Origin of the sequence: Rubricella aquisinus (genome assembly GCF_014199445.1) — a bacterium.
GTDB classification, from domain to species: Bacteria; Pseudomonadota; Alphaproteobacteria; order Rhodobacterales; family Rhodobacteraceae; genus Rubricella; species Rubricella aquisinus.
On record NZ_JACIJS010000002.1, the window covers coordinates 76,930 to 98,315 of the forward strand.

Here is a 21,386-nt window from a genome sequence, read left to right on the forward strand (position 1 = left end):
TATGGTACACACTTCGACCGTAACTCCGACAAAAGAACCAGCATTCAAGATGACGAGCATTACGTGCATCGGGGCGTCCCATTGGGACACGATTGCCCAAGCAACCCATCCGATCCGGCCATCCGATGATGTGCCGGGCCAAGTGGTGCGTCGCCCTGGTGGTGTGGCCTATAACATCGCACGCGCCCTCGCCGCACGGCGGCTGAAGGTCCAGCTTTTGACGGCGGTTGGAGCGGATGCCGATGGCGATATCCTGATCAATGAAGCGCAGCTTGCCGGGATCGACATGCGCCATGCGGCCCGGCTCAATCACACAACCGACCAATATGTCGCGATCGAAGGCATTTCGGGTGATCTGTTCGGCGCGGTCGCAGATGCGCGCTGTCTGGAGCAGGCGGGAATGCGCCTGTTCGATGGTGTGATGGAGAAGGGCTTGGGTGGGATCGTCCTTCTGGACAGCAACCTCACGCTCAGCACGCTCGATACGCTTGTGTCCTCGCCCTTGTTGCGGCGGGCAGATGTGCGGTTGGTCTCGGCCAGTCCAGCCAAGGTTACCCGGTTTATGGGATTGCTCACCCAAACCTCCCCCATGATCTACGCCAATCTTGCGGAGGCGAACGCGCTTTTGCCCGGCACCTATCGTGAAGCCACCGCCGCTGCATTGGCCCTATGTGATATGGGCGCGCGCGCGGCCCTCGTGACCCATGGCGCGGGGGAGGCGGCTTATGCGGATGGTGGGCGGGTGATCGCCGCAAGCCCGCCCCCCGTGCGGGGTGGCGTGACGGGGGCGGGCGACGCCCTGATTGCGGGCCATGTTGCCGCTCAAATAGACGGGCGCGCGGATTGGGACGCGCTCAATGCCGGTCTGCGCGCTGCTGCAAACCATATAAGCGGCAGCCGGCCCGCTTGACCTTTTCTTCGCGCGCGCAATATTTGCCTTATGAAAATATTGCATCGCAACAACGAGAGCGCCCAGCTTGACCGACGGTCAGAGACATGGGCCTCCACGGCCACCCATCACGCTCCTTGGGAAGATGCCCAAGGGATCGGTTTCTCGATCCTCGCCACGGCGGTTGCACTGTCGATGCTGGAACATCTGGGCCTGATGACCGGGGGGATCGCGGGGCTGGCGCTGATCGGGCATTACCTGACCGGGATCGACACGGGGCTGTTGTTTTTTCTCGGGAATTTGCCGTTCTACATCCTTGGCGTGATCCGTATGGGGTGGGCATTTACGCTCAAGAGTTTTGCGGCTGTGGCGGTCCTGTCGCTGCTGGTTGGAGTGCAGGCGGATTGGATCAGCTATGACCGGATCGCGCCGCTCTATGGGGCTATTATTGCTGGCGTATTGATCGGCTTCGGGCTCTTGGGGATGTTTCGCCACCGCGCGAGCCTTGGTGGTGTCGGCATTTTGGCGTTGTTTTTGCAGGATCGGTTCGGCTTTCGCGCCGGGCTGACGCAGCTTGTGATTGATGCGGGGATTTTCGCCTTGGCGCTCGCCACGCTCGATCCGGTTTTAGTAGCGTATTCGTTTGCGGGCGCGGTCGTGTTGAACCTTTTTCTGACGGTGAACCACCGGACGGACCGTTACATCGCGCGCTGAAGCGAGCATCCGCGCCTCCGTCCGGCGCAATGTGAAGCGGGCGGAGGGAAACGGCTCCTCCCCCTCCAGCAGCATCGGGAACAGGGCAGCGACCTCCTCCAGTGCGGCGTCATCCAGCGTGGACAGCCCGATATGGCCGGGATGGAAACTTTCCGAAAGGCATCCCTCGGCGCGAATGATCTCATGCCGGTCACATAGGAAATGGATATAGGTCACGTCCTCGGGTGCCGGGTCATGCAGCACACGCACCCCATCCACGAGATGACAGGCGGGCACGAGCACTTCACCCGTGCTGAACAAAAGCTGCGCCTCGGGGGCTGCCACATGGATTTTGTGCTGGGGGGAGACGCGCAAATCCCGCTCTGGATTGCCGAGGCCAAAGGCGTCCTTGCGGATCAGGATGGGCCGCAAATGGGGAAAGAGCTTGAGCCGGATCGCGCTCAATTCCCGCCGCCCGATCCACCGGATCGGCTGCAACCCGTTATCGAGCGTGTTGAGCAGATCGCCCACGCGCAACTCCTCCACAAGCCGTGGCCCGGTCGGGGTCGAGACCCGCGTGCCAGCGGCGAAACAGATCACATTCGTGTTGTCATTGGTCAGGTCGGTGCGGGCGACGCCGCTCAGGATCAGCCCACCAGCACTATCGAGAACCCCGTCATCCTGATCTGCGCGCAGGTCGCGCAGGGAGGTATAGAAGGCGCTGAGGTCGATAAAATCGTTATTCGTCGTGTCGCCGTCGCGAATATCACCGGATGAATTGTTGAAATCGGTGATCGTGTCCCCGGTGGGCAACTCCCCCGCGACGGTGCCCGCGATGAACACGTCATTGCCCGTGCCACCGGTCAGGGTGTCGTTGCCAGCCCCGCCGGTGATCGTGTCATTCCCCGATCCACCGTCAATCGTGTCGTTGTTGTTGCCACCGTCGATTGTGTCGTCGTCCGCGCCGCCGTCGATGATGTCGTTTCCGCCACCGCCGACGATGGTATCGTTGCCGGTGCCGCCATCAATGGTGTCAGCACCGCCATTCCCTTGGATATTGTCGTTCCCGGTGCCCCCTTCGATGATATCATTGCCGCCATTGCCGCGAATTTCGTCGTTGCCGTCGCCGCCGAAGATCGTGTCATTACCGGCCTGCCCGCGAATATCGTCATCGCCAGCATCACCATGGAGGGTATCGTTCCCACCCTCGCCCCGCAGGGTGTCATTGCCCTCCCCGCCGAAAATCGTATCGTTTCCGCCCTCACCCTGAATGGTGTCGTCGCCGCCATAGCCATAAATAGTGTCATCAGCCCCTGTCACCCCATCATTGGAGTTGATGAACTCATCATCGCTGATGAAATTGGGGTTGCCCCCGCCATCCTGAAACTCCACCGCGGGCGGGTTTTGCACGCGGCTGATGACGGTATAGCTGCCCGAGGGCGGCGCGCCTGTGGACGAGTCAAAAAGGTAGACTTCCCGCTGGCCCGCGTAATCTGCCGTCAGCCGCAACTCATAGACGATGTATTGATCGCCTGTTGCGTCATTCTCCACCACGATACGGGCGCGCAGGCGGCCCGTGACGGCGGTGTTGTTGATCTCAAAGGTTTCGTTGCCGCCGTCGAAATTCGAGTTTCCGTCGTTTTCGTTTGCAACAATATCGCGCGTGCTGACGGGAACGGAGAAAGCATCTCCGTTCGATAGCCGTGACGACACCCCGAAATCGGTAAGTGCGTAGCCACTGAACCCGTGAAAAACAGCCATGGCGCCCAGATTACCCTGTTTTCGCCCCCAATTGGCTATCTAACAGGGTTAAAGCCGAATGACAGGGGGTTAGGCGCGATTAACGTTGAAAATGGGTCACAATCGGGGCAGGTTCCGCGCAATCACAGCAAAGGAGACTCGCCCATGCCCGATGGTGCCGCCACAACGACAGGCTTTACCCGCATCATGCTCAAAATCTCTGGCGAGGCTCTGATGGGCGATCAGGGGTTTGGGCTGAACCCGCCGACCGTTGAGCGGATCGCCAAACAGGTGAAAACGATCCACGACCTTGGTGTCGAGGTCTGCATGGTGATCGGGGGCGGCAATATCTTTCGTGGGCTTCAAGGCTCTGCGCAGGGGATGGAGCGGACCACGGCGGATTACATGGGGATGTTGGCCACGGTGATGAACGCGCTGGCGATGCAATCAGCGCTTGAGGCGCTCAAGATCAACACCCGCGTTATCTCCGCCATTCCGATGGATCAGGTCTGCGAGCCCTATATCCGCCGCCGCGCCGTGCGACATCTGGAGAAAAAACGCGTCTGCATTTTTGCCGCCGGAACGGGCAACCCGTTTTTCACCACCGACACGGCCGCGACCCTGCGCGCGTCTGAGATGAAGTGTCAGGCGATTTTCAAAGGCACTCAGGTGGACGGGATCTACGATAGCGATCCCAAGACGAACCCGGATGCAAAACGCTATGACCGCGTCACCTATGATGAGGTTTTGGCCAAAAATCTCAAGGTGATGGACGCGTCGGCAATTGCGCTTGCCCGCGACAACGCTTTGCCCATCATCGTGTTCTCCCTCTCTGCACCCGGTGGTTTGGCCGGTATTGTACAAGGAGAGGGAAAATATACGATGGTCACCCAATAAGCCCCGACAGGAGAGCAAAACATGTCTGACGAGATCGAAATTGATATTGATGCCTTGGCCAAGCGGATGGATGGGGCGCTGAATTCCCTTAAGGGGGATTTTGCCTCCCTTCGGACGGGGCGGGCCTCCGGCAATATGCTCGATGCGATTGAGGTTGAGGCCTATGGCGCAAACATGCCGATCAACCAATGCGCCACGATCAACGTGCCAGAGCCGCGCATGATCACCGTGTCCGTCTGGGACAAGGGGCTGGTCGGTGCGGTGGAAAAGGCGATCCGCAATTCCGGGCTTGGCATCAACCCGGTGATGGACGGCACGACGCTGCGCCTGCCGATCCCTGAGCTGAACGAAGAACGCCGCCGCGATCTGACCAAAGTTGCCGGCCAATACGCCGAAAGCGCGCGCGTTGCTGTCCGCAATGTCCGCCGGGACGGTATGGATCAGGTCAAGAAGGCCAAATCCGACGGTATGGGCGAGGACGAACAGAAGCTCTATCAAGACGAGATCGAAGAGATCACAAAGGCGCATATTGCAACGATTGATCAGGCGCTTGAGGCAAAACAGGCCGAAATCATGCAGGTCTGAAAAAGTTTGGCTTTGCGCCGCGAAAATGACAAACTGCCCGGAAACAAAAGGCAGGCACAGCCCTTCACGACTGTGGGCGCAACAGCGAGACGATCACCGATGAGCAGCAGCGCGACCCGACAGAACCGCCCCGAAAACATTGCCATTATCATGGATGGCAATGGCCGCTGGGCAAGCCGTCGGGGCATGCCGCGCATCGCAGGTCACAAACGGGGCGTGGAGCGGGTGCAGGAAATCATCCGTGTCAGCCCCGATATCGGGGTCAGGAGCCTCACGCTCTATGCCTTTTCCACCGAGAACTGGAAGCGCCCGATCACCGAGGTAGCCGGGCTCATGCGCCTGTTCCGGCTCTATTTCCGGCGCGAGGCAAAGGATTTGATCGCGGAAGGGGCGAAAGTCCGCTTCATCGGGCGGCTTGATGGTTTGCCGGAGGATATCAAGCAGTTAGCGCGCGATCTTGAGGAGAGATCAGCCCATAACACGCGCCTCAATTTGCAGATTGCCCTCAATTACGGTGGCCGGGATGAGATCACCCGCGCCACCCGCCAGATCGCGCAGGACGTCGCCGAGGGCCGGTTGAAGCCCGAACAGATCACGGAGGACGTCATGTCTTCCTATCTTGATACTTCGGGCCTGCCGGACCCGGATTTGGTGATCCGCACATCCGGGGAATTCCGCACCTCGAATTTCCTGCCATGGCAGTCAAGCTATAGCGAATATGTGTTCGTGGATGAGTGCTGGCCCGATTTCACGCCCGCGCTTTATGCCTCCATTCTGGATCGCGCGGCCATTCGGGAACGGCGTTTCGGGGCTGTTGCCGGGTGAGTGAGACGACCCCATCGACTTTTGCCGATCTGGGCCTGCGCGCGGCGTCAGGTGTCGGGCTGGGGCTTTTGGCGTTGCTCCTGTTCTGGCTCGGCGGCTGGTGGAGTGCTGCTTTGCTCGCGGTTGGGGCCGGGCTGATGGTCTGGGAATTTCGGGAAATGGTGTTGGGGGAGGGCGCGGGCACATCCGTGCTTGGCCTTTTGTCGATTGCTGCGGCTGCCGGATCGGTGATCGCGACAGAGGCGCTGGAAATGCGCTTTGGCATCATTCTGGTGGCGATTGTCGCGGTTATTTTGACGCTAGGCGAAGGGCGACGGGGCCGGATGGCGGTGTTTGGCTTTCTCTATATCTCCGTTGCGATGATGTGCATCGATGGGCTGCGCGCCGATGAAAAATACGGGTTTGTCGCGGTGATCTGGCTCATCATCATCGTGATCGGCGCGGATGTCGGAGGGTATTTTGCGGGGCGCATGTTTGGCGGGCCGAAACTGTGGCTTAGGGTCAGCCCGAAAAAGACATGGTCGGGTTTTTTCGGCGGAATTCTGCTTGCCGTGCTGCTTGGCCTGATTTTTTCCGCGCTCACGCCGGGGACATTCGCGGTCAAGGTCGCGCTGATGTCCGCGCTGATCGCGGTGGTCAGCGTGGGCGGTGACCTGATCGAAAGTGCCTGCAAACGGTATTACGGGATCAAGGATTCGAGCAATCTGCTCCCCGGTCATGGCGGCGTGTTGGACAGGCTTGACGGATTGATGGCAGCGGCGATTGTCGCGGGGCTGATCACCTTTGCACGGGGTCAATCGGTGTTCGTGTGGTGAAAAGGCGGATCAGTATTTTTGGCTCAACCGGGTCGATTGGGGTCAACACGGTTGATCTGATCACGCGGCAGGGCGGGGCGGATGCCTATGACGTGGTGGCCCTGACCGGGGCGTCCAATATCGCGCTGTTGGCCGAACAGGCCGTTGCACTTCAGGCAGATGTGGCCGTGACCGCCCGAGCGGACAAACGCGACGCATTGGAAGCGGCCCTTGCAGGCACCGGGATCGAAGCCGCCGCAGGGCCGGAGGCGCTGATCGCGGCGGCGGCGCGCCCGGCGGATTGGATCATGTCCGCGATAGTCGGTGCGGCGGGCCTTGCCCCCACTTTGGAAGCCGCGCGGCAGGGCAGTGTGCTGGCGCTCGCGAATAAGGAAAGCCTTGTTTGCGCGGGGGATCTGCTCTTGCGGGAGGTCGCGGCGGCTGGCACCCGTTTGCTGCCCGTGGACAGTGAGCATTCCGCGGTTTTCCAGTGCCTTCGGGGGGAAAGCCGCGCGGCGCTTGATCGGGTGATCCTGACCGCCTCCGGCGGGCCATTCCGTGATTGGACCCGCGATCAGATGGCCCGCGCGACATTGGCGGAGGCCGTTGCCCATCCCAATTGGGACATGGGCCAGCGCATAAGTATCGACAGCGCATCCATGTTTAATAAGGCGCTTGAAGTCATTGAGGCAAAATACCTTTTTGACATTCAGCCAGACCAGATCGAAGTGCTGGTGCACCCGCAAAGCATCGTGCATTCGCTCGTTGGTTTCACCGATGGCAGCGTGATTGCGCAGCTTGGCCCGCCGGATATGCGCGGCGCGATTGGCTATGCGCTGAACTACCCAGAGCGCCGGGCGCTGCCGGTTGAGCGGCTTGATCTGGCGAAACTCGCCTGCCTTGATTTCCGCCATGGCGATGCGGAACGGTTTCCCGCCCTGCGATTGGCGCGCAAGGCGCTTGAAATGGGCGGATTGTCAGGCGCGATCCTGAACGCCGCGAAAGAGGCCGCGATGGATGCGTTTATCGCCGGACGGATCGGATTTCTCGATATGGCCGATCATGTGGAAAGCGCGCTTGATGCCCTTTCTGCCGCCGCCGATCCGACCTATAGTCTGGAGCACGTGATTGCGGTGGATGCGCGGGCGCGGGCGCATGTGACAGCGCGCGTCACACAGGGGGAGGATCTGTCTCATGCTTGATCTGATTGCGCAGATCCCGCTGGTTGGCGGGCTGATCGCGACGGTGCTGCCCTTTATCGTGGTGATTGGCATTGTCGTGTTCGTACATGAATACGGGCATTATATCGTTGGCCGCTGGTGCGGCATCCATGCGCGGGTCTTTTCGCTCGGCTTTGGAAAAGAGTTGGTCCACTGGACGGATCGGCGCGGCACGCGGTGGCGGATCGGCGCGTTGCCCTTGGGGGGATATGTTCAGTTTCTGGGGGACGCAAACGCGGCAAGTCAGGCGGACAATGCCGCGTTTCAGGCGATGGACGCTGAGACCCGCGCAAAGAGTTTTCCCGGTGCGCCCCTATGGGCGCGCAGTGCCACGATCGCGGCAGGCCCGGTTGCGAATTTCCTTTTGTCGATCGTGATTTATGTCGGTTTCATCTTTTATTCCGGCATCGGGGTGGACAAGCCGGTGATTGGCCCCTTGCCGCCCTCGGTTGCTGCTGAAGTCCCCTTAGCGGAGGGCGATGTGATCCTGTCTGTGGGCGGGGAGGAGATCGACAGTTTCGGTGCTTTCCTCACAGCCACGCAAGACATCACACCCGGCACCACCGTTCCGGTCACGCTGGAGCGGGACGGGAGCCTGCGTACGGTTGAACTTGGCTCCACCCGACCGCCCTATATCGTTGGCGTGCGCCCCTTGTCGGCAGCAAGCCGGGCGGGGATTGAATCGGGCGATTTGATTGTCGCCGTGGGTGACGTGCCGACCCCGGATTTTGACAGCCTGAGCAGCCTCATCACCTCAGCCGAGGGGCAGGTGATTGATGTGCAGGTGCGGCGCGGGGCGGAGCTTTTGACCCTGCCGATGCGCCCCACGATGGAGGATGTGCAAAACGCCGATGGCAGCTTCACCAAACGGGTGATTATCGGGGTGACGATCAGCAGCTATCTCGCGCCGCAGGTCCGCACCCCCGGCCCGGTGGAGGCGGTGCAGATCGCCGCGAGCCAAGTCTGGGGCATCATCACCGGCTCCCTTGACGGGCTCAAGCGGATCATCACGGGCGAAGTCAGCGCCAAGAACCTGCAAGGGCCGGTTGGCATTGCGCAGGTGTCGGGTGAAACCGCCGGGCAGGGCATTGCTGAGTTTATCCTGCTGATCGCGCTGATTTCCACGGCCATTGGCATGATGAACCTGTTCCCGATTCCGGTGCTGGATGGTGGGCATCTGGTGTTCAACCTCTATGAGGCGATCCGGGGTGCACCTCCGTCGCCAAGGGCAATAGAAATTGCGATGGCCGCAGGGCTTGCTGCGGTGTTGTCGCTGATGGTTTTTGCAACGTATAACGACATAGCGCGGCTCCTAAGCGTGTTTGCCTGATCGGGCAACGCCGCAGGGCCGGAAAAACTCAAAAGAATGGCGGAGTGCCAATGAGCAGGACGAAACAGATGACAGGGCTTCGTGCATTGGCGGGAAGCGTGGCGATACTTGCCCTCACGGTGCAGGGCGATGGCGTGTTCAACGCCAATGCGCAGACCGCACCCATCCTGACCATCCAGCGGATCGAGATTGAGGGGGAGCGTCGCATCGACCCATCCACCATCGTGACCTATTCCGGCCTCAGCCGGGGGCAGGCGGTCAGCCCGCGCGACCTGAACGACGCGCTTGGCCGGATTTTCGAGACGGGCCTGTTTGAGGATGTCGTCGTCACCCCCACGGCGGATGGCGTTTTGATCACCGTGGTCGAAAACCCCACCGTGAACCGCATCGCCTTTGAAGGAAACGAGCTGGTCCCCGATGAGGCGCTGGAACGGGCCGTTCGGCTGCAACCGCGCCGCGCCTTTAACCGCTCCACCGTGGAGAGTGACGCACAGGCGATTGTCGAGGCATATCGCGGCGCCGGGCGGTTTAACGCCACGGTCAACCCCGTCATCATCCGCCAGCCGGACAACCGCGTCGATGTGGTGTTCGAGATTGTCGAGGGCGAGGTGACGGAGGTTGAGCGCATCCTCTTTATCGGCAACCGGGTGTTCTCTGACGGGGAGTTGCGCGATGTGATCGACACGCGGCAGGCCGGGTTCCTGTCGGGCCTGTTTTCCTCCGACAATTACAGCGCGGATCGCCTGAACGTGGATCAGGAGCAGTTGCGCCAGTTCTACCTCAATCGCGGTTACGCGGATTTTGACGTGACCTCCACATTGGCGGAATTGAATGACGCGCGCGACGGGTTCATCGTGACCTTTACCGTGTCCGAAGGGCCGCTTTACCGATTTGGCGATGTCTCCATCCGCTCGAACACGCCCGGTCTGGGGCCAGATCGGTTTGAGGGCACGTTGCGCTCGATCTCCGGTGAGGCATTCGATCAACGCACCATCGAAGACACGATCGAGGAGATGACCGCACGGGCGGGCGACCTTGGCTATGCCTTCACCGAGGTGGTGCCGCGCGTCACCCGCAACACCGAAGACCGCACCATCGACCTTGTGTTCGAGGTTCAGGATGGGGACCGGATCTTTGTCGAGCGGATTGATATCGTGGGTAACACGGCGACGCTGGATCGGGTGATCCGGCGGGAATTCAACGTGGTCGAAGGCGATGTGTTCGATGCCCGCTCCATCGCCCGGACAGAGGATCGTCTGCGCGCGCTTGGTTTCTTCTCTAATGTGGAGGTCAGCGCCCGGCGTGGCTCGCAACCCGACCGGGCGGTTGTCCGGGCTGAGGTTGAGGATCAATTGACCGGCTCTGTGGATTTCGGGGTGGAATATTCGTCCTCCACCGGGCTTGGCGGCACCATCGGGCTGGTGGAAAATAACTTCCTCGGGCGGGGGCAGCGCGTCGCAATCGACGTATCGGTCGGGGATCAGGAACAGGCAGCGTCCTTCTCCTTCACTGAACCGCGGTTTCTGGATCGCGATCTCGCGCTTGGCCTGGATGTGTTCAGCACCAGAGAGAACCGCGACACCGCATCTTTCCAGGAATCCAGCACCGGCTTTCAGCCCCGCGTTGGTTTTCCGATCAGCGATGTGGGTAGCCTGAGCCTGCGCTATCGTTTGTCTGAAGATGAAATTTTTGGGGCCACGGACACAAACACTGTCTCCAAACTCATCCGCGATGAGCAGGGGACGCGGACGACCTCGTCGTTCGGGGCGACCTATGTGCATGATCAGCGCAACAGCGCCTTTGCCCCGACCGATGGCTATATCCTGACCTTGTCGGGTGATGTCGCCGGGCTTGGCGGGGATACCGAATACCTGCAAGCCATCGCCAAGGCGAAATGGCACACTGCTTTCCGTGATGAGGAAGTGACGGCGCATCTGGAGCTTGAGGTCGGGTCGATCTTTTCGGATGGCGGCACGCGCGTGACGGATCGGTTCTTCCTGGGCGGATCGAGTTTCCGGGGCTTCAGCTTTGGCGGGTTTGGTCCACGGGATCGCGACACCTCCGGGGCGACCAGCGTGGATAGCGCGCTTGGCGGTAAGAACTATCTCGTGGCCCGCGCGCAAACAGCCTTTCCGATTGGCAATTCCGCCGATGCCGGGTTGCATTTCGGGGTGTTCGCCAATGCGGGTGCGCTCTGGGGACTGGATGCAACCTCCGCCCCGGCAGAGGCAGGCGTGCGCGGCGCGTTTTCCGTGGATGACAGCCCGGTGCCCCGGGTCAGCGCAGGTGTGACGGTGTTCTGGGATTCGGCCATTGGGCCGCTGCGCATCGACTTTGCCGAGGCCATCGTGAAAGAGCCGGGTGACGATACCGAATTCTTCCGGCTTGGAGCCGGGCGCCGGTTCTGATGCGTGGCGCCGTCCTTGCCTGTCTTGCGGCCCTGTTCCTAATGACGGGGGCCGCCATAGCGCAGGTGCAGGCGGTGGTTTTGCTGGTGGATCCCGAACGGGTGCTTCAGCAATCCCAAGCGGGCCAGTCGCTTTTGTCGATCATCGAGACGGAGCGCGCCACGCTCGTCGCGGAGACAGAGGCGCTTTCCTCCGCGTTTGAGGTGGAGGAGCGGGCGCTGACCGCGCTGCGTGGTACTTTGGACCGGGAGGAGTTTCAGGCCCGCGCTGATGAGTTCGACACCCGCGTGCGGGCTGCCCGGGCGGAGCGGGACCAAGCCGCCGAAAACCTCGCGCAGCAGGCAGAGGAGCTGCGCCAGCAGTTTTTTCAACGCCTGAACGCGATTTATACCAGCATCCTGCGCGAAACCCGTGCTGTCGCGATCCTTGATCTGCGCAGCGTGATCCTCGCCAATCGCGGCTTTGACATCACGGATGTGGTGATCGCGCGGCTGGATGCGGAGGCGCAGGGGCCACCGCTCCCGCCCGAGCCGCCGCTTGACGACACTGCCGCTGACGAATAGCCAAGAGACAGATCGCCCAATACGAAGGAAACACCCCATGACCGAGCAAACGGATGTCGTCCATCTGAATGAGATCAAGCGGATGATCCCGCACCGCTATCCATTCCTTCTGGTGGATCGGGTGGAGCGGATCGTGCTGGGCGAAAGTGCCGTCGGGATCAAAAACGTTACCGCGAACGAGCCGCATTTCAACGGGCATTTCCCGTCAAAGGCCGTGATGCCCGGCGTGATGATCGTCGAGGCGCTGGCGCAGACGGCGGCGGTGATGGTCGTCAAGACGCTCGATCTGATCGACAAGGATATGCTGGTCTATTTCATGACCGTGGATAAGTGCAAATTCCGCCGCATTGTGGAGCCGGGCGACGTGCTGGAACTGCATGTGCAAAAGATCAAGGCGCGCCAGAAGATGTGGAAATTCGAAGGGCGCGGCATAGTGGATGGCGAATTGGCCTGCGAATGCGAATTCGCGGCCATGCTGGCGGATGGGTAACCTGCCGTGAGCATTGATCCGACCGTCAAAATTCATCCCACCGCCATTGTCGAGGATGGTGCCACCATCGGGGCGGGCACCACGATTGGCCCTTACAGCATCATCGGGCCCGAGGTCGTGATCGGCGCGGATAACGAATTGATGTCCCATGTCATTGTGACCGGTGTCACGACGCTGGGCGATCGCAACCGGATCTGGCCCTTCGCCTCTGTCGGGTCGCAGCCGCAGGATTTGAAATTCGCAGGCGAGCGGACCGAGCTTGTGATCGGCTCGGACAACATGATCCGTGAAAGCACCTCCTTTAATCCCGGAACGGAGGGCGGGGGTGGCCTGACCAAGATCGGCAATCACAACCTCTTTATGCTGGGCACTCATGTGGGCCATGACTGCATGGTCGGGGACCGGATCGTGCTGGCCAACAGCTCCGGCCTTGCCGGGCATTGCATCATCGACGATGGCGTCATCATCGGTGGCCTGTCGGCCACGCATCAGTTCATCCGCATGGGGCGCGGCTCCATGGTGGGGGGCTGTTCGATGGCGCGCAAGGATGTGATCCCCTTTGGCACCGTGATCGGTGAAGATACGCGGCTCATGGGCCTCAATATCGTGGGCCTCAAACGCCGCGGCATCGACAAGGCGGATTTGCGCACCTTGCTTGCCGCCTATCGCGCGATTTTCGAGAGCGAAGAAGGCACGCTTCTGGCGCGGGCAAAGGCCACGAAAGATGCCTATCCCGACAACGCCTATGTACAGGAAATCACCGATTTCATGCTGGCGGAAAGCAACCGCTCCTTCGCCACGCCATGACCCGGATCGAGACAGGGGTTGGCCTTGTCGTCGGTCGGGGATGGGTGCCGCGCGCCATTTGTGAGGCGCGCGCCGCCGATGGCTTGCCTTATATCGCCGTGGCCTTTGCCGGGGCGGTGCCCGACTGGCTTGACGATCATCCGCATCGCGTTGTGCCTTTTGAGAAACCGGGGCAGATTTTCGATGCGTTTCATGACGCGAATTGCAGTCATGTCTGCTTTATCGGCGGACTGGATCGGCCAAGCCTCAACCCGCTGAAATTCGATAAACGGCTGATGAGTTGGGCACCCAAATTGCTGCCCGCATTGAAATCGGGCGATGACGGGTTGCTGCGGCTCCTCGCGGGGTATTTCGAGGCCGAAGGGTTCACGATGGTCGCCGCTGACGCGCTGCTGCCTGATCTCTTGGTGGGGGAAGGCGTGCTCACCCGCGCACAGCCAAGCGAGGCTGACCACGCCGATGCCGCCCGCGCGGCGGAGATTTTGCGCGCGACGGGGCCGCTCGATATCGGGCAGGGCTGCGTCGTGGCGCAGGGCCTGTGCCTTGGCTTTGAAACGGTGCAGGGCACGGATGCGATGCTGGAGTATGTGGCGCGCACCGATGGCCGCCCGGATCCGCTTGGCGCGCGCGGTGTGCTGATGAAAGCGCGCAAACCGGGGCAGGACACACGGCTCGACACGCCCACTGTGGGGCCCGATACCGTTGCAATGGCCAATCGTGCCGGATTGGCCGGGATCGTGATGCAAGCAGGCGGCGTGAACCTCGTGGATCGGGAGGCAACGATCGCGGCGGCGGATGCGGCGGGCCTGTTCCTGTGGGGGCGGGCGGAATGAAGCTGTTTCTGATCGCGGGGGAGGCATCGGGCGACCGGTTGGGAGCCGCGCTGATGCGCGGGCTAAGGGCGCTTGTCCCCGATGTGGAATTTCACGGCATCGGCGGCCCGGACATGCAGGCCGCCGGCATGACCAGCCTTTTCCCGATGGACGAATTAAGCGTCATGGGCCTGACGGAGGTGCTGCCCCGATTGCGCGGTCTGTTGCGCCGCCGGGATGAGGCGGCAGAGGCCGTTCTGGCCCTCGGCCCGGATGCGCTGATCACCATCGACAGCCCGGATTTCTGTCTGCGGGTCGCAAAACGGGTCAAGGCCACCCGGCCTGACCTGCCGGTCATCCATTATGTTGCCCCCTCCGTTTGGGCGTGGCGCGAAGGACGCGCCGCGAAGATGGCACGGCATGTGGATCATGTGTTGGCGCTGCTGCCGATGGAGCCGCCATTGATGCAGGCAGCAGGCGTCAGTTGTGATTTCGTGGGCCATCCGGTTGCAGCAGAACCGCAGCCCGACCGGGCGGATGTGGAGGCGTTCCGCCTTGGCCTGCCGGGGGAGGGGCCGGTGCTGACCGTGCTGCCCGGCTCCCGCCGCAGCGAGGTGGAGAAGCTCGCGCCGGTCTTTGGCGATGTGACGGGCCGGGTCGGGCCAGTGCGGGTCGTGGTCCCTGCCGCGCCCGGCGTAGTAGATATGGTCGAAGCGCAGGTCGCCAAATGGCCCGTGCCGGTGACGGTGCTCGACCCGCGTGGCATGGACCCGGAGGCGGCTGCCGCGCGCAAACGGGTTGCGTTTGCCGCAAGCGACGCTGCTTTGGCGGCAAGTGGCACAGTCGCGCTGGAACTCGCCGCCGCGCGCACGCCGATGGTCATCGCCTATAAGATGTCATGGCTGACCTTCGCGATCATGAGCCGGATGATAAAAACGCCCCATGTGTCGCTGGTCAATATCCTGACGAAAAGCAGCGTCGTGCCGGAATTGCTGCAACAGGAGTGCACGCCCGACCGGATCGCACAGGCTCTGCGTCCGATCCTTGGCGGTGAAAGCGATCAGGCTACGGCCTGTGACAAGGTGATGGAGATGCTGGGCCGGGGAGGGGAGGCGCCGGGCCTGCGCGCCGCGCGCTCCGTCCTGTCAGCCCTCACGCGGTGAAGGATTCGACCCGCGCGCCCGTGATCCGCTGCAAAACATCCGGCGCGATGGAGAACACATGGCGCGGCGTGCCCGCTGCGGCCCAAACGGTATCGTGTTGCATCAGGTCAGGGTCCATCACGCAGGTCACCGGGTTGAGATGCCCAATAGGGGCCACGCCGCCGATGGCAAATCCGGTATAGCTGCGCAGTGCATTCGGCTCTGCCCGCGACAGGGGCGCGCCGATGATCTTTGCCGCTTTTGCGGGATCAACCTGATTGTCCCCGGCGGTCAGGAACAGCACGAAAGCCCCATCCTCCGTCGCAAAGATCATGGACTTCACGATCTGTGCAACGGTGCAGCCACAGGCCGCAGCGGCATCCACAGCGGTGCGGGTGCTGTCGGGCATCTCCTGAATGGTATCAGGCAGGTCGGCGGCACCAAGGGCCGCGCGCACGCGTTTGACGGATTTTGACATGATGCGAAAAAGGGGGGCCGAAGCCCCCCCATCCCTTAGCGATCTTCGACGTTGACGTAATCGCGCAGCGTCGCACCGGTATAAAGCTGGCGCGGGCGACCGATTTTCTGCTTTTCGTCGGCAATCATCTCTTTCCACTGTGCAATCCAGCCGACCGTGCGCGACAGCGCGAAAATCGGCGTGAACATGGAGGTGGGGAAGCCCATCGCCTCCAGAATGATGCCGGAATAGAAATCGACATTCGGGAAGAGCTTTTTCTCCGCGAAATACGGGTCGTTGAGGGCTGCTTTTTCTAGTTCCTTGGCGACCTGAAGCGTCGGATTGTCCTCAACGCCCAGCAGGTCAAGCACTTCATCCGCGCTTTCCTTCATCACCGTCGCACGCGGATCGAAGTTTTTATAGACCCGGTGGCCAAAGCCCATCAGGCGGAACGGATCGTTCTTATCCTTCGCGCGGGCGATGAATTCGGGGATGCGATCAACGGTGCCGATTTCCCGCAGCATTTCAAGGCAGGCTTGGTTCGCACCACCATGGGCCGGACCCCAAAGGCAGGCCACGCCCGCCGCAATACAGGCAAACGGGTTCGCACCCGACGACCCGGCAAGCCGCACGGTGGAGGTCGACGCGTTCTGCTCGTGATCCGCATGAAGGGTAAAGATACGGTCCATCGCGCGGGCGAGGATCGGATCGACCACATAATTCTCGGACGGCACAGCAAAGCACATGCGCAGGAAGTTCGACGCGTAATCGAGCGAATTGTCGGGATACACGAACGGCTGCCCGATGGAGTATTTATAGGCCCATGCGGCAATCGTCGGCATTTTGGCGATCAGGCGGATGGAGGCCACTTCGCGCTGCCATTCGTCATTCACATCGGTGCTGTCGTGATAGAAGGCGGACATCGCGCCAACAACGCCGCACATGATGGCCATTGGATGCGCGTCGCGGCGGAACCCACGGAAGAAGTTGACCATCTGCTCATGCAGCATGGTGTGGCGGGTCACGCGGTTCTCAAAATCTTCAAGCTGTGCTGCGGAGGGCAGCTCACCATAGAGCAGCAGGTAACACACTTCGAGATAGTGGCTTTCCGCCGCCAGTTGCCCGATTGGGTAGCCGCGATGCAACAACTCCCCCTTGGCACCGTCGATATAGGTGATGGAGCTTTCGCACGACGCGGTGGAGGTAAAGCCCGGATCGAACGTGAACACGTCCGCCATGCCGTAAAGTTTGGAGATATCAATGACATCTGGCCCGACGCTCGGTGACATGACGTTCAGGTCATAGGTCGCCCCGTCGAGGGTCAGTGTCGCAGTACGTTTCGTGTCGGCCATTTGGATATCCCTTCGTCCAATGCGCAAGCAGCGCCGTCATCAAGTGGTGCTGCGCGCGGGGGCGCGCGCAACCCAATATTTCTGGCAATGCCGTCATGGCCCGCCTTGCGCGACTGGAAGCGTTCAGTCGTCTTGCGCCGTCAGCGACAAAGCGTCGTTGAGACGCGCAAGGCTTTCCTCCTGCCCAAGGATCACGAGGATCTCGAACACGCTGGGGGAGGTCGTACTCCCCGTGAGTGCCGCGCGGAGGGGCTGCATCACCTTGCCGAGCTTCTGTTCGGTTGCCGCGGCGTGGTCACGCAAGAATGCTTCCAGATCGGTTGCCGTCCAAGTAACATTTTGCATCTGCTGCGTCAACGCATTCAGCATACCATGGGATACATTCTGCAGTTGCTGGGCCGCCTTTTGGTCCATTTTGAGGGGGCGGTCAGCAGTGCAAAAATATGCTGAATCAATGAGTTCCAAGAAAGTCTTAGCCCGCTCTTTCAAAAGGGGGAGTGCGGCATTCAGGCGCTGCCCCTTCACACCATCGGGCAGTGGTTTTTGCTGCGATGCAGCAAATTCGGTCAATTGCGCCGCGACGGTCTCCGGCGACATCATCCGCAAGTGCTGGCCAGAGATATTCTCCAGCTTGGCAAAATCGAACCGCGCGGGGGATTTCCCGATCCCGTCCAGTGTGAACCACTCGACCGCCTGCGCAGTGGTGAACACCTCGTCATCGCCATGCGACCAGCCAAGGCGGGCAAGGTAATTGCGCATCGCCTCCGCCGGGTAGCCCATGTCGCGATAGGCCTCGACCCCGAGCGCGCCATGCCGCTTTGACAGTTTCGCACCGTCCGGTCCGTGGATCAGCGGGATATGGGCGAATACTGGCAATTTCCAGCCATTTGCCTGATAGATCAGAGCCTGCCGTGCGGCGTTCGTCAGGTGGTCATCCCCGCGGATCACATGGGTGACGCCCATATCGTGATCGTCCACCACCACGGCCAGCATATAGGTCGGCGTCCCGTCGGACCGCAGCAGCACCAGATCATCAAGCGTGTCGTTGCCCCATGTCACATCGCCCTGCACCTGATCCGCGATGGTCGTTTTCCCCGATTGCGGCGCCTTGAGCCGCACGACAAAGGGAGCATCCGGGTGATCCGCTGGATCAGCCTCACGCCACGGGGAGCGGAACAGGGTCGAGCGCCCTTCGGCCTTGGCCGCCTCTCGAAAGGCCGCGATTTCGTCCTGCGTGGAGAAGCACTTATAGGCCGTGCCCGCCGCAAGCATCGCATGGGCGACCTCGGCATGGCGCGGCGCGCGCTCAAACTGGCTGATCGCGTCCCCATCCCAGTTAAGGCCAAGCCAGCGCATGCCCTCGAAAATCGCCTCGGTCGCCTCAGGTGTGGAGCGGGCGCGGTCCGTATCCTCAATCCGCAGGAGGAAGCGCCCGCCATTGGCCTTTGCGAACAACCAGTTGAACAACGCGGTGCGCGCGCCGCCAATATGCAGATAGCCCGTGGGCGAGGGGGCAAAACGGGTGACGACCGGGGAGGTGTTCATACTCTGTTAACCTTATCGTAGGGATTGGCGGCGTAGCCTTGGCCCCGTGTTTAAGGCAATCCCATACCTGCCGACAAGGTCACCCGGCCTTGTCTGGCTCTCGGACGCGCTGGAGCCGCAACGGCGCCAGCTTGTTTTGTGGTGGCCAGTGTTTTTCGGCATTGGCTGCGCGCTTTGTCTGGGATGGGGGGGCGTACTGCCGGACTGGCAGTTGCTTATGCTTGGGCTGGTGATTGCCGTGCCCATCCTGGCCCGTCGGGCGGCCGTCCCGATCCTCATGGCAGCATGGGCCGCGTCCGCGATGGCCGGAGGTGTGATGGTCACCGCATGGCGTGTCCATGCGGTTGCCGCACCGATCCTTGCCGCGGATATGGCGACCACGATCGAAGGCCGCGTGATCGGGATCAGCCGGTCCAGTGGGAACAATCCGCGCATCCTTCTGGACCGGGTGACAGTCTATGACAGCGCGGTCCAACCGGACCGCATCCGCATCGCGCTCACCGGGCCGCAGGCCGAAGCCACGGTGCGGCCCGGCGATGTTGTGCGCCTTCATGCGCGCATCGCCCCCCCGTCCGGCCCGGTTGAGCCGCATGGCTTCGATTTTCGGCAGATGGCGTGGTTTCAGCGGTTGGGGGCGGTTGGATACAGTACGGCGCCGGTCCTGATCCTCGCACCGGAGCCAGCGACCGCGTGGATACGCCTATTGCAGGCAAGGCAAGATGTGTCTGACGCAATTGTCGGGGCAATCGACGGGCCGCGCGGTGGGTTTGCCACCGCGCTTCTGACAGGGGACCGCGCCCATATCGATCAGGACACGCTGGAGGATCTGCGCGCCTCCAACCTTGCGCATCTGTTGGCGATTTCAGGAATGCATATGGGCATGCTAACGGGTTTCGTGTTTGCGCTCGTGCGGTTTGGGCTGAGTGCTGTTCCGGGCCTTGCCGCGCAGTGGCCGATCCGCAAACTGGCGGCGGTGGCCGCGATCCTTGCCGGGGTGGTCTACCTTGTGATGTCGGGCGGGGCCGTGGCGACGCAGCGGGCGTTTGTCATGGTCACGGTGGTGCTGTTTGCGGTGCTGATCGACCGGCCCGCCTTTACCTTGCGCGCGGTCGCATTGGCCGCTGCCATTATCCTGATCACCGCGCCTGAGAGCATCGCTGGCCCCGGTTTTCAAATGTCCTTCGCCGCCACGGCAGCCCTGATCGCGACATTCGAGTGGTTGCGTGGGCAGGCATGGTGGCGGGATGAGAAGCGGGGATGGGTCACGCGGCTGCGCCCGGCGCTGGCGCTGTTTGTCGCCTCTAGCGTCGCGGGTGCGGCGACGGCCCCGATCTCCGCCTTCCATTTCGGTCAGATATCCCAGCTTGGCCTCTTGGCGAACCTGATGGCGGTGCCGCTGATGGGATCGGTCATCATGCCCGCAGGGGTGATTGCGGCGGTCTTAGCGCCCATTGGATTGGCGGAGGTGCCGCTTTGGGTGATGTCCCTCGGGATTGGCGGCGTGCTTGCAGTCGCGGATTTCGTCGCTGGGATGGAGGGGGCCGTGCGGCTGGTTCCGATGGGGCCGCTTCTGGCGCTGTGCCTCGTAAGCCTCGGCGGAGTGTGGCTGATCCTGTGGCGCGGGGCAGGGCGATGGCTTGGCGTCGTGGCGATGCTCGCGGCCCTGCCGATCTGGGGTGCAGAGGCGCGGCCAGATATCCTGATTTCTGACGACGGGATGCTTGTTGGTATCCTGACGGAGGACGGGCGGGCGCTGAACCGGATGCGCGGCAATGGATTTGCCGCCGAACGCTGGGCGGAGAATGACGGCCAGCCGCTTGACCGCGCACGGGCGCGCGACATCTGGCCGGGGGAGCAGCGCCGGGGCTATGCCTTTGCCCGCTTGTCGGGCGGGCGGGACCTGATCTGGAGTTCGGAGCGCAGCGCGGAGCCATCATGGTGCCGCACCGGCGTGATCCTCGTGCTGCCCCGTGTGGCGGAGCCATTGCTTGGCCCCTGCCTTCAATTCACACAAGCGACATTTGCCGCGACCGGTGCGATTGCCCTCACGCTTGGCTCAGAGGTGAGCGTGATAACCACGCGCGACGCGCGCGGCCCATCGCCATGGGCGCGGTATCAATAGCTGCGGATCAGGCCGACCAGCTTTCCCTGCACCTTCACCTGATCGGATCGGTAGATGCGGGTTTCATAGGCGGGGTTTGCGGCCTCCAGCGCGATGGCGGCACCCTGCTTGCGCAGCCGCTTGAGCGTGGCTTCCTCACCCTCGACAAGTGCGACGATGATATCGCCATTCTCCGCATCGGATTGTTCGTGGATGACGACCACATCGCCATTGCAGATCCCCGCGTCGATCATCGAGTCGCCCCGCACTTCCAGCGCGTAATGCCGGCCGGACCGGCGGATCATATCGCCCGGCACGCCCACGGAGTGGGAAACCTGCTGGATCGCCTCAATTGGCGTCCCGGCTGCGATCCGACCCATCACCGGCACATCAAACACAGTGCTTTCAACACGTTGCGCGGCGGCAGGCGGATCAACACGGCCACCGTCAATCACGTCAGGGACGATCCCGCGTGGATCACTGCCATCGGGTAGGCGCACAATCTCAATCGCGCGCGCCCGATGCGCCAGCCGCCGGATAAACCCCCGCTCCTCCAGCGCCGTGATCAGCCGGTGGATGCCGGATTTGGAGCGCAGATCCAGCGCCTCCCGCATCTCATCGAAGGAGGGCGGCACACCGTCCCGCTGCATACGATCCTGAATGAAGTTCAACAGGTCGAGTTGTTTCCGGGTCAGCATGGGACAGTCCTTTGTCTAAGGTGGGCTGTATTTGCGAT

Annotated in this window: 20 protein-coding genes; 15 read left to right on the top strand and 5 right to left on the bottom strand. The window is 61.9% G+C overall.

Annotated features, from left to right (window positions below; genetic code table 11):
- Positions 1–49 precede the first annotated feature (49 nt).
- Positions 50–910 carry a PfkB family carbohydrate kinase gene (locus tag FHS89_RS03540; protein ID WP_184008613.1) on the top strand — a complete coding sequence of 287 codons (861 nt, stop codon included), beginning with the start codon at positions 50–52 and terminating at the stop codon, positions 908–910.
- A gap of 30 nt (positions 911–940) precedes the next feature.
- The gene (locus tag FHS89_RS03545) at positions 941–1,603 is read left to right on the top strand and encodes a YitT family protein (RefSeq protein ID WP_184008615.1); all 663 of its coding nucleotides are present in this window, start codon (positions 941–943) and stop codon (positions 1,601–1,603) included.
- Here the strand turns inward: FHS89_RS03545 and FHS89_RS03550 are convergent.
- The gene (locus tag FHS89_RS03550) at positions 1,517–3,343 is read right to left on the bottom strand and encodes a Hint domain-containing protein (RefSeq protein WP_184008618.1); all 1,827 of its coding nucleotides are present in this window, start codon (positions 3,341–3,343) and stop codon (positions 1,517–1,519) included. The genes FHS89_RS03545 and FHS89_RS03550 overlap by 87 nt on opposite strands.
- A 144-nt stretch (positions 3,344–3,487) precedes the next feature.
- Between FHS89_RS03550 and pyrH the strand changes: the two genes are divergently transcribed.
- The 12 genes from pyrH to lpxB all read left to right on the top strand — a co-directional run bounded on the left by pyrH (position 3,488) and on the right by lpxB (position 15,216).
- Entirely contained in the window at positions 3,488–4,219 is a 732-nt protein-coding gene (pyrH, locus tag FHS89_RS03555; RefSeq protein ID WP_184008619.1) for a UMP kinase, read from the top strand.
- Between the two features lie 21 nt (positions 4,220–4,240).
- Complete coding sequence (gene frr, locus FHS89_RS03560; protein WP_184008621.1) at positions 4,241–4,804, top strand: ribosome recycling factor; 564 nt, start codon at positions 4,241–4,243, stop codon at positions 4,802–4,804.
- Between the two features lie 99 nt (positions 4,805–4,903).
- Positions 4,904–5,629, top strand: a complete 726-nt coding sequence (uppS, locus tag FHS89_RS03565) for a polyprenyl diphosphate synthase (protein WP_184008622.1) — start codon at positions 4,904–4,906, stop codon at positions 5,627–5,629.
- Positions 5,626–6,444 (top strand): phosphatidate cytidylyltransferase, encoded by an 819-nt coding sequence (locus tag FHS89_RS03570; protein WP_184008623.1) that lies wholly within the window; start codon positions 5,626–5,628, stop codon positions 6,442–6,444. The genes uppS and FHS89_RS03570 overlap by 4 nt, the downstream gene beginning before the upstream one ends.
- On the top strand, positions 6,441–7,625 hold the full coding sequence (gene dxr, locus FHS89_RS03575; RefSeq protein WP_343051326.1) for a 1-deoxy-D-xylulose-5-phosphate reductoisomerase: 1,185 nt from the start codon (positions 6,441–6,443) through the stop codon (positions 7,623–7,625). Before FHS89_RS03570 ends, dxr begins: the two co-directional genes overlap by 4 nt.
- On the top strand, positions 7,618–8,973 hold the full coding sequence (gene rseP / locus FHS89_RS03580; RefSeq protein ID WP_184008624.1) for an RIP metalloprotease RseP: 1,356 nt from the start codon (positions 7,618–7,620) through the stop codon (positions 8,971–8,973). The genes dxr and rseP overlap by 8 nt, the downstream gene beginning before the upstream one ends.
- 68 nt (positions 8,974–9,041) lie before the next feature.
- Entirely contained in the window at positions 9,042–11,381 is a 2,340-nt protein-coding gene (gene bamA, locus FHS89_RS03585) for an outer membrane protein assembly factor BamA (RefSeq protein ID WP_184008625.1), read from the top strand.
- Positions 11,381–11,944, top strand: coding sequence for an OmpH/Skp family outer membrane protein (locus FHS89_RS03590; protein WP_184008626.1), 564 nt, complete (start codon positions 11,381–11,383; stop codon positions 11,942–11,944). The genes bamA and FHS89_RS03590 overlap by 1 nt, the downstream gene beginning before the upstream one ends.
- 37 nt (positions 11,945–11,981) lie before the next feature.
- A complete protein-coding gene (fabZ, locus tag FHS89_RS03595; protein ID WP_184008627.1) occupies positions 11,982–12,434 on the top strand; it encodes a 3-hydroxyacyl-ACP dehydratase FabZ in 453 nt (150 codons plus the stop codon).
- A gap of 6 nt (positions 12,435–12,440) precedes the next feature.
- Entirely contained in the window at positions 12,441–13,241 is an 801-nt protein-coding gene (gene lpxA / locus FHS89_RS03600) for an acyl-ACP--UDP-N-acetylglucosamine O-acyltransferase (protein WP_184008628.1), read from the top strand.
- Entirely contained in the window at positions 13,238–14,074 is an 837-nt protein-coding gene (locus FHS89_RS03605; protein ID WP_184008629.1) for an LpxI family protein, read from the top strand. The genes lpxA and FHS89_RS03605 overlap by 4 nt, the downstream gene beginning before the upstream one ends.
- Positions 14,071–15,216: a lipid-A-disaccharide synthase gene (gene lpxB / locus FHS89_RS03610; protein WP_184008630.1), complete on the top strand. Its 1,146-nt coding sequence runs from the start codon at positions 14,071–14,073 to the stop codon at positions 15,214–15,216. The genes FHS89_RS03605 and lpxB overlap by 4 nt, the downstream gene beginning before the upstream one ends.
- On the opposite strand, the gene FHS89_RS03615 is transcribed toward lpxB, so the two are convergent.
- The 3 genes from FHS89_RS03615 to gltX form a co-directional block, all read right to left on the bottom strand.
- On the bottom strand, positions 15,206–15,673 hold the full coding sequence (locus FHS89_RS03615) for a YbaK/EbsC family protein (RefSeq protein WP_184008631.1): 468 nt from the start codon (positions 15,671–15,673) through the stop codon (positions 15,206–15,208). The two genes, lpxB and FHS89_RS03615, sit on opposite strands and share 11 nt — an antisense overlap.
- A 35-nt stretch (positions 15,674–15,708) precedes the next feature.
- Positions 15,709–17,004 (bottom strand): citrate synthase, encoded by a 1,296-nt coding sequence (locus FHS89_RS03620; RefSeq protein ID WP_184008632.1) that lies wholly within the window; start codon positions 17,002–17,004, stop codon positions 15,709–15,711.
- Between the two features lie 123 nt (positions 17,005–17,127).
- Entirely contained in the window at positions 17,128–18,549 is a 1,422-nt protein-coding gene (gene gltX / locus FHS89_RS03625; protein ID WP_184008633.1) for a glutamate--tRNA ligase, read from the bottom strand.
- Between the two features lie 46 nt (positions 18,550–18,595).
- Here gltX and FHS89_RS03630 point away from each other — a divergent pair, with 46 nt between their 5' ends.
- The gene (locus FHS89_RS03630) at positions 18,596–20,671 is read left to right on the top strand and encodes a ComEC/Rec2 family competence protein (RefSeq protein ID WP_184008634.1); all 2,076 of its coding nucleotides are present in this window, start codon (positions 18,596–18,598) and stop codon (positions 20,669–20,671) included.
- Here the strand turns inward: FHS89_RS03630 and lexA are convergent.
- Positions 20,665–21,348 carry a transcriptional repressor LexA gene (lexA, locus tag FHS89_RS03635; RefSeq protein ID WP_184008635.1) on the bottom strand — a complete coding sequence of 228 codons (684 nt, stop codon included), beginning with the start codon at positions 21,346–21,348 and terminating at the stop codon, positions 20,665–20,667. The genes FHS89_RS03630 and lexA overlap by 7 nt on opposite strands.
- Between the last annotated feature and the right edge of the window lie 38 nt (positions 21,349–21,386).

What these genes read in the sequence shown, in the direction of transcription:
- FHS89_RS03540 (WP_184008613.1), top strand. Translation starts at nt 50, where the DNA reads ATGACGAGCATTACGTGCATCGGGGCGTCCCATTGGGACACGATTGCC.
- FHS89_RS03545 (WP_184008615.1), top strand. Translation starts at nt 941, where the DNA reads ATGAAAATATTGCATCGCAACAACGAGAGCGCCCAGCTTGACCGACGG.
- FHS89_RS03550 (WP_184008618.1), bottom strand. Translation starts at nt 3,343, where the DNA reads ATGGCTGTTTTTCACGGGTTCAGTGGCTACGCACTTACCGATTTCGGG.
- pyrH (WP_184008619.1), top strand. Translation starts at nt 3,488, where the DNA reads ATGCCCGATGGTGCCGCCACAACGACAGGCTTTACCCGCATCATGCTC.
- frr (WP_184008621.1), top strand. Translation starts at nt 4,241, where the DNA reads ATGTCTGACGAGATCGAAATTGATATTGATGCCTTGGCCAAGCGGATG.
- uppS (WP_184008622.1), top strand. Translation starts at nt 4,904, where the DNA reads ATGAGCAGCAGCGCGACCCGACAGAACCGCCCCGAAAACATTGCCATT.
- rseP (WP_184008624.1), top strand. Translation starts at nt 7,618, where the DNA reads ATGCTTGATCTGATTGCGCAGATCCCGCTGGTTGGCGGGCTGATCGCG.
- bamA (WP_184008625.1), top strand. Translation starts at nt 9,042, where the DNA reads ATGACAGGGCTTCGTGCATTGGCGGGAAGCGTGGCGATACTTGCCCTC.
- FHS89_RS03590 (WP_184008626.1), top strand. Translation starts at nt 11,381, where the DNA reads ATGCGTGGCGCCGTCCTTGCCTGTCTTGCGGCCCTGTTCCTAATGACG.
- fabZ (WP_184008627.1), top strand. Translation starts at nt 11,982, where the DNA reads ATGACCGAGCAAACGGATGTCGTCCATCTGAATGAGATCAAGCGGATG.
- FHS89_RS03605 (WP_184008629.1), top strand. Translation starts at nt 13,238, where the DNA reads ATGACCCGGATCGAGACAGGGGTTGGCCTTGTCGTCGGTCGGGGATGG.
- lpxB (WP_184008630.1), top strand. Translation starts at nt 14,071, where the DNA reads ATGAAGCTGTTTCTGATCGCGGGGGAGGCATCGGGCGACCGGTTGGGA.
- FHS89_RS03615 (WP_184008631.1), bottom strand. Translation starts at nt 15,673, where the DNA reads ATGTCAAAATCCGTCAAACGCGTGCGCGCGGCCCTTGGTGCCGCCGAC.
- FHS89_RS03620 (WP_184008632.1), bottom strand. Translation starts at nt 17,004, where the DNA reads ATGGCCGACACGAAACGTACTGCGACACTGACCCTCGACGGGGCGACC.
- gltX (WP_184008633.1), bottom strand. Translation starts at nt 18,549, where the DNA reads ATGAACACCTCCCCGGTCGTCACCCGTTTTGCCCCCTCGCCCACGGGC.
- lexA (WP_184008635.1), bottom strand. Translation starts at nt 21,348, where the DNA reads ATGCTGACCCGGAAACAACTCGACCTGTTGAACTTCATTCAGGATCGT.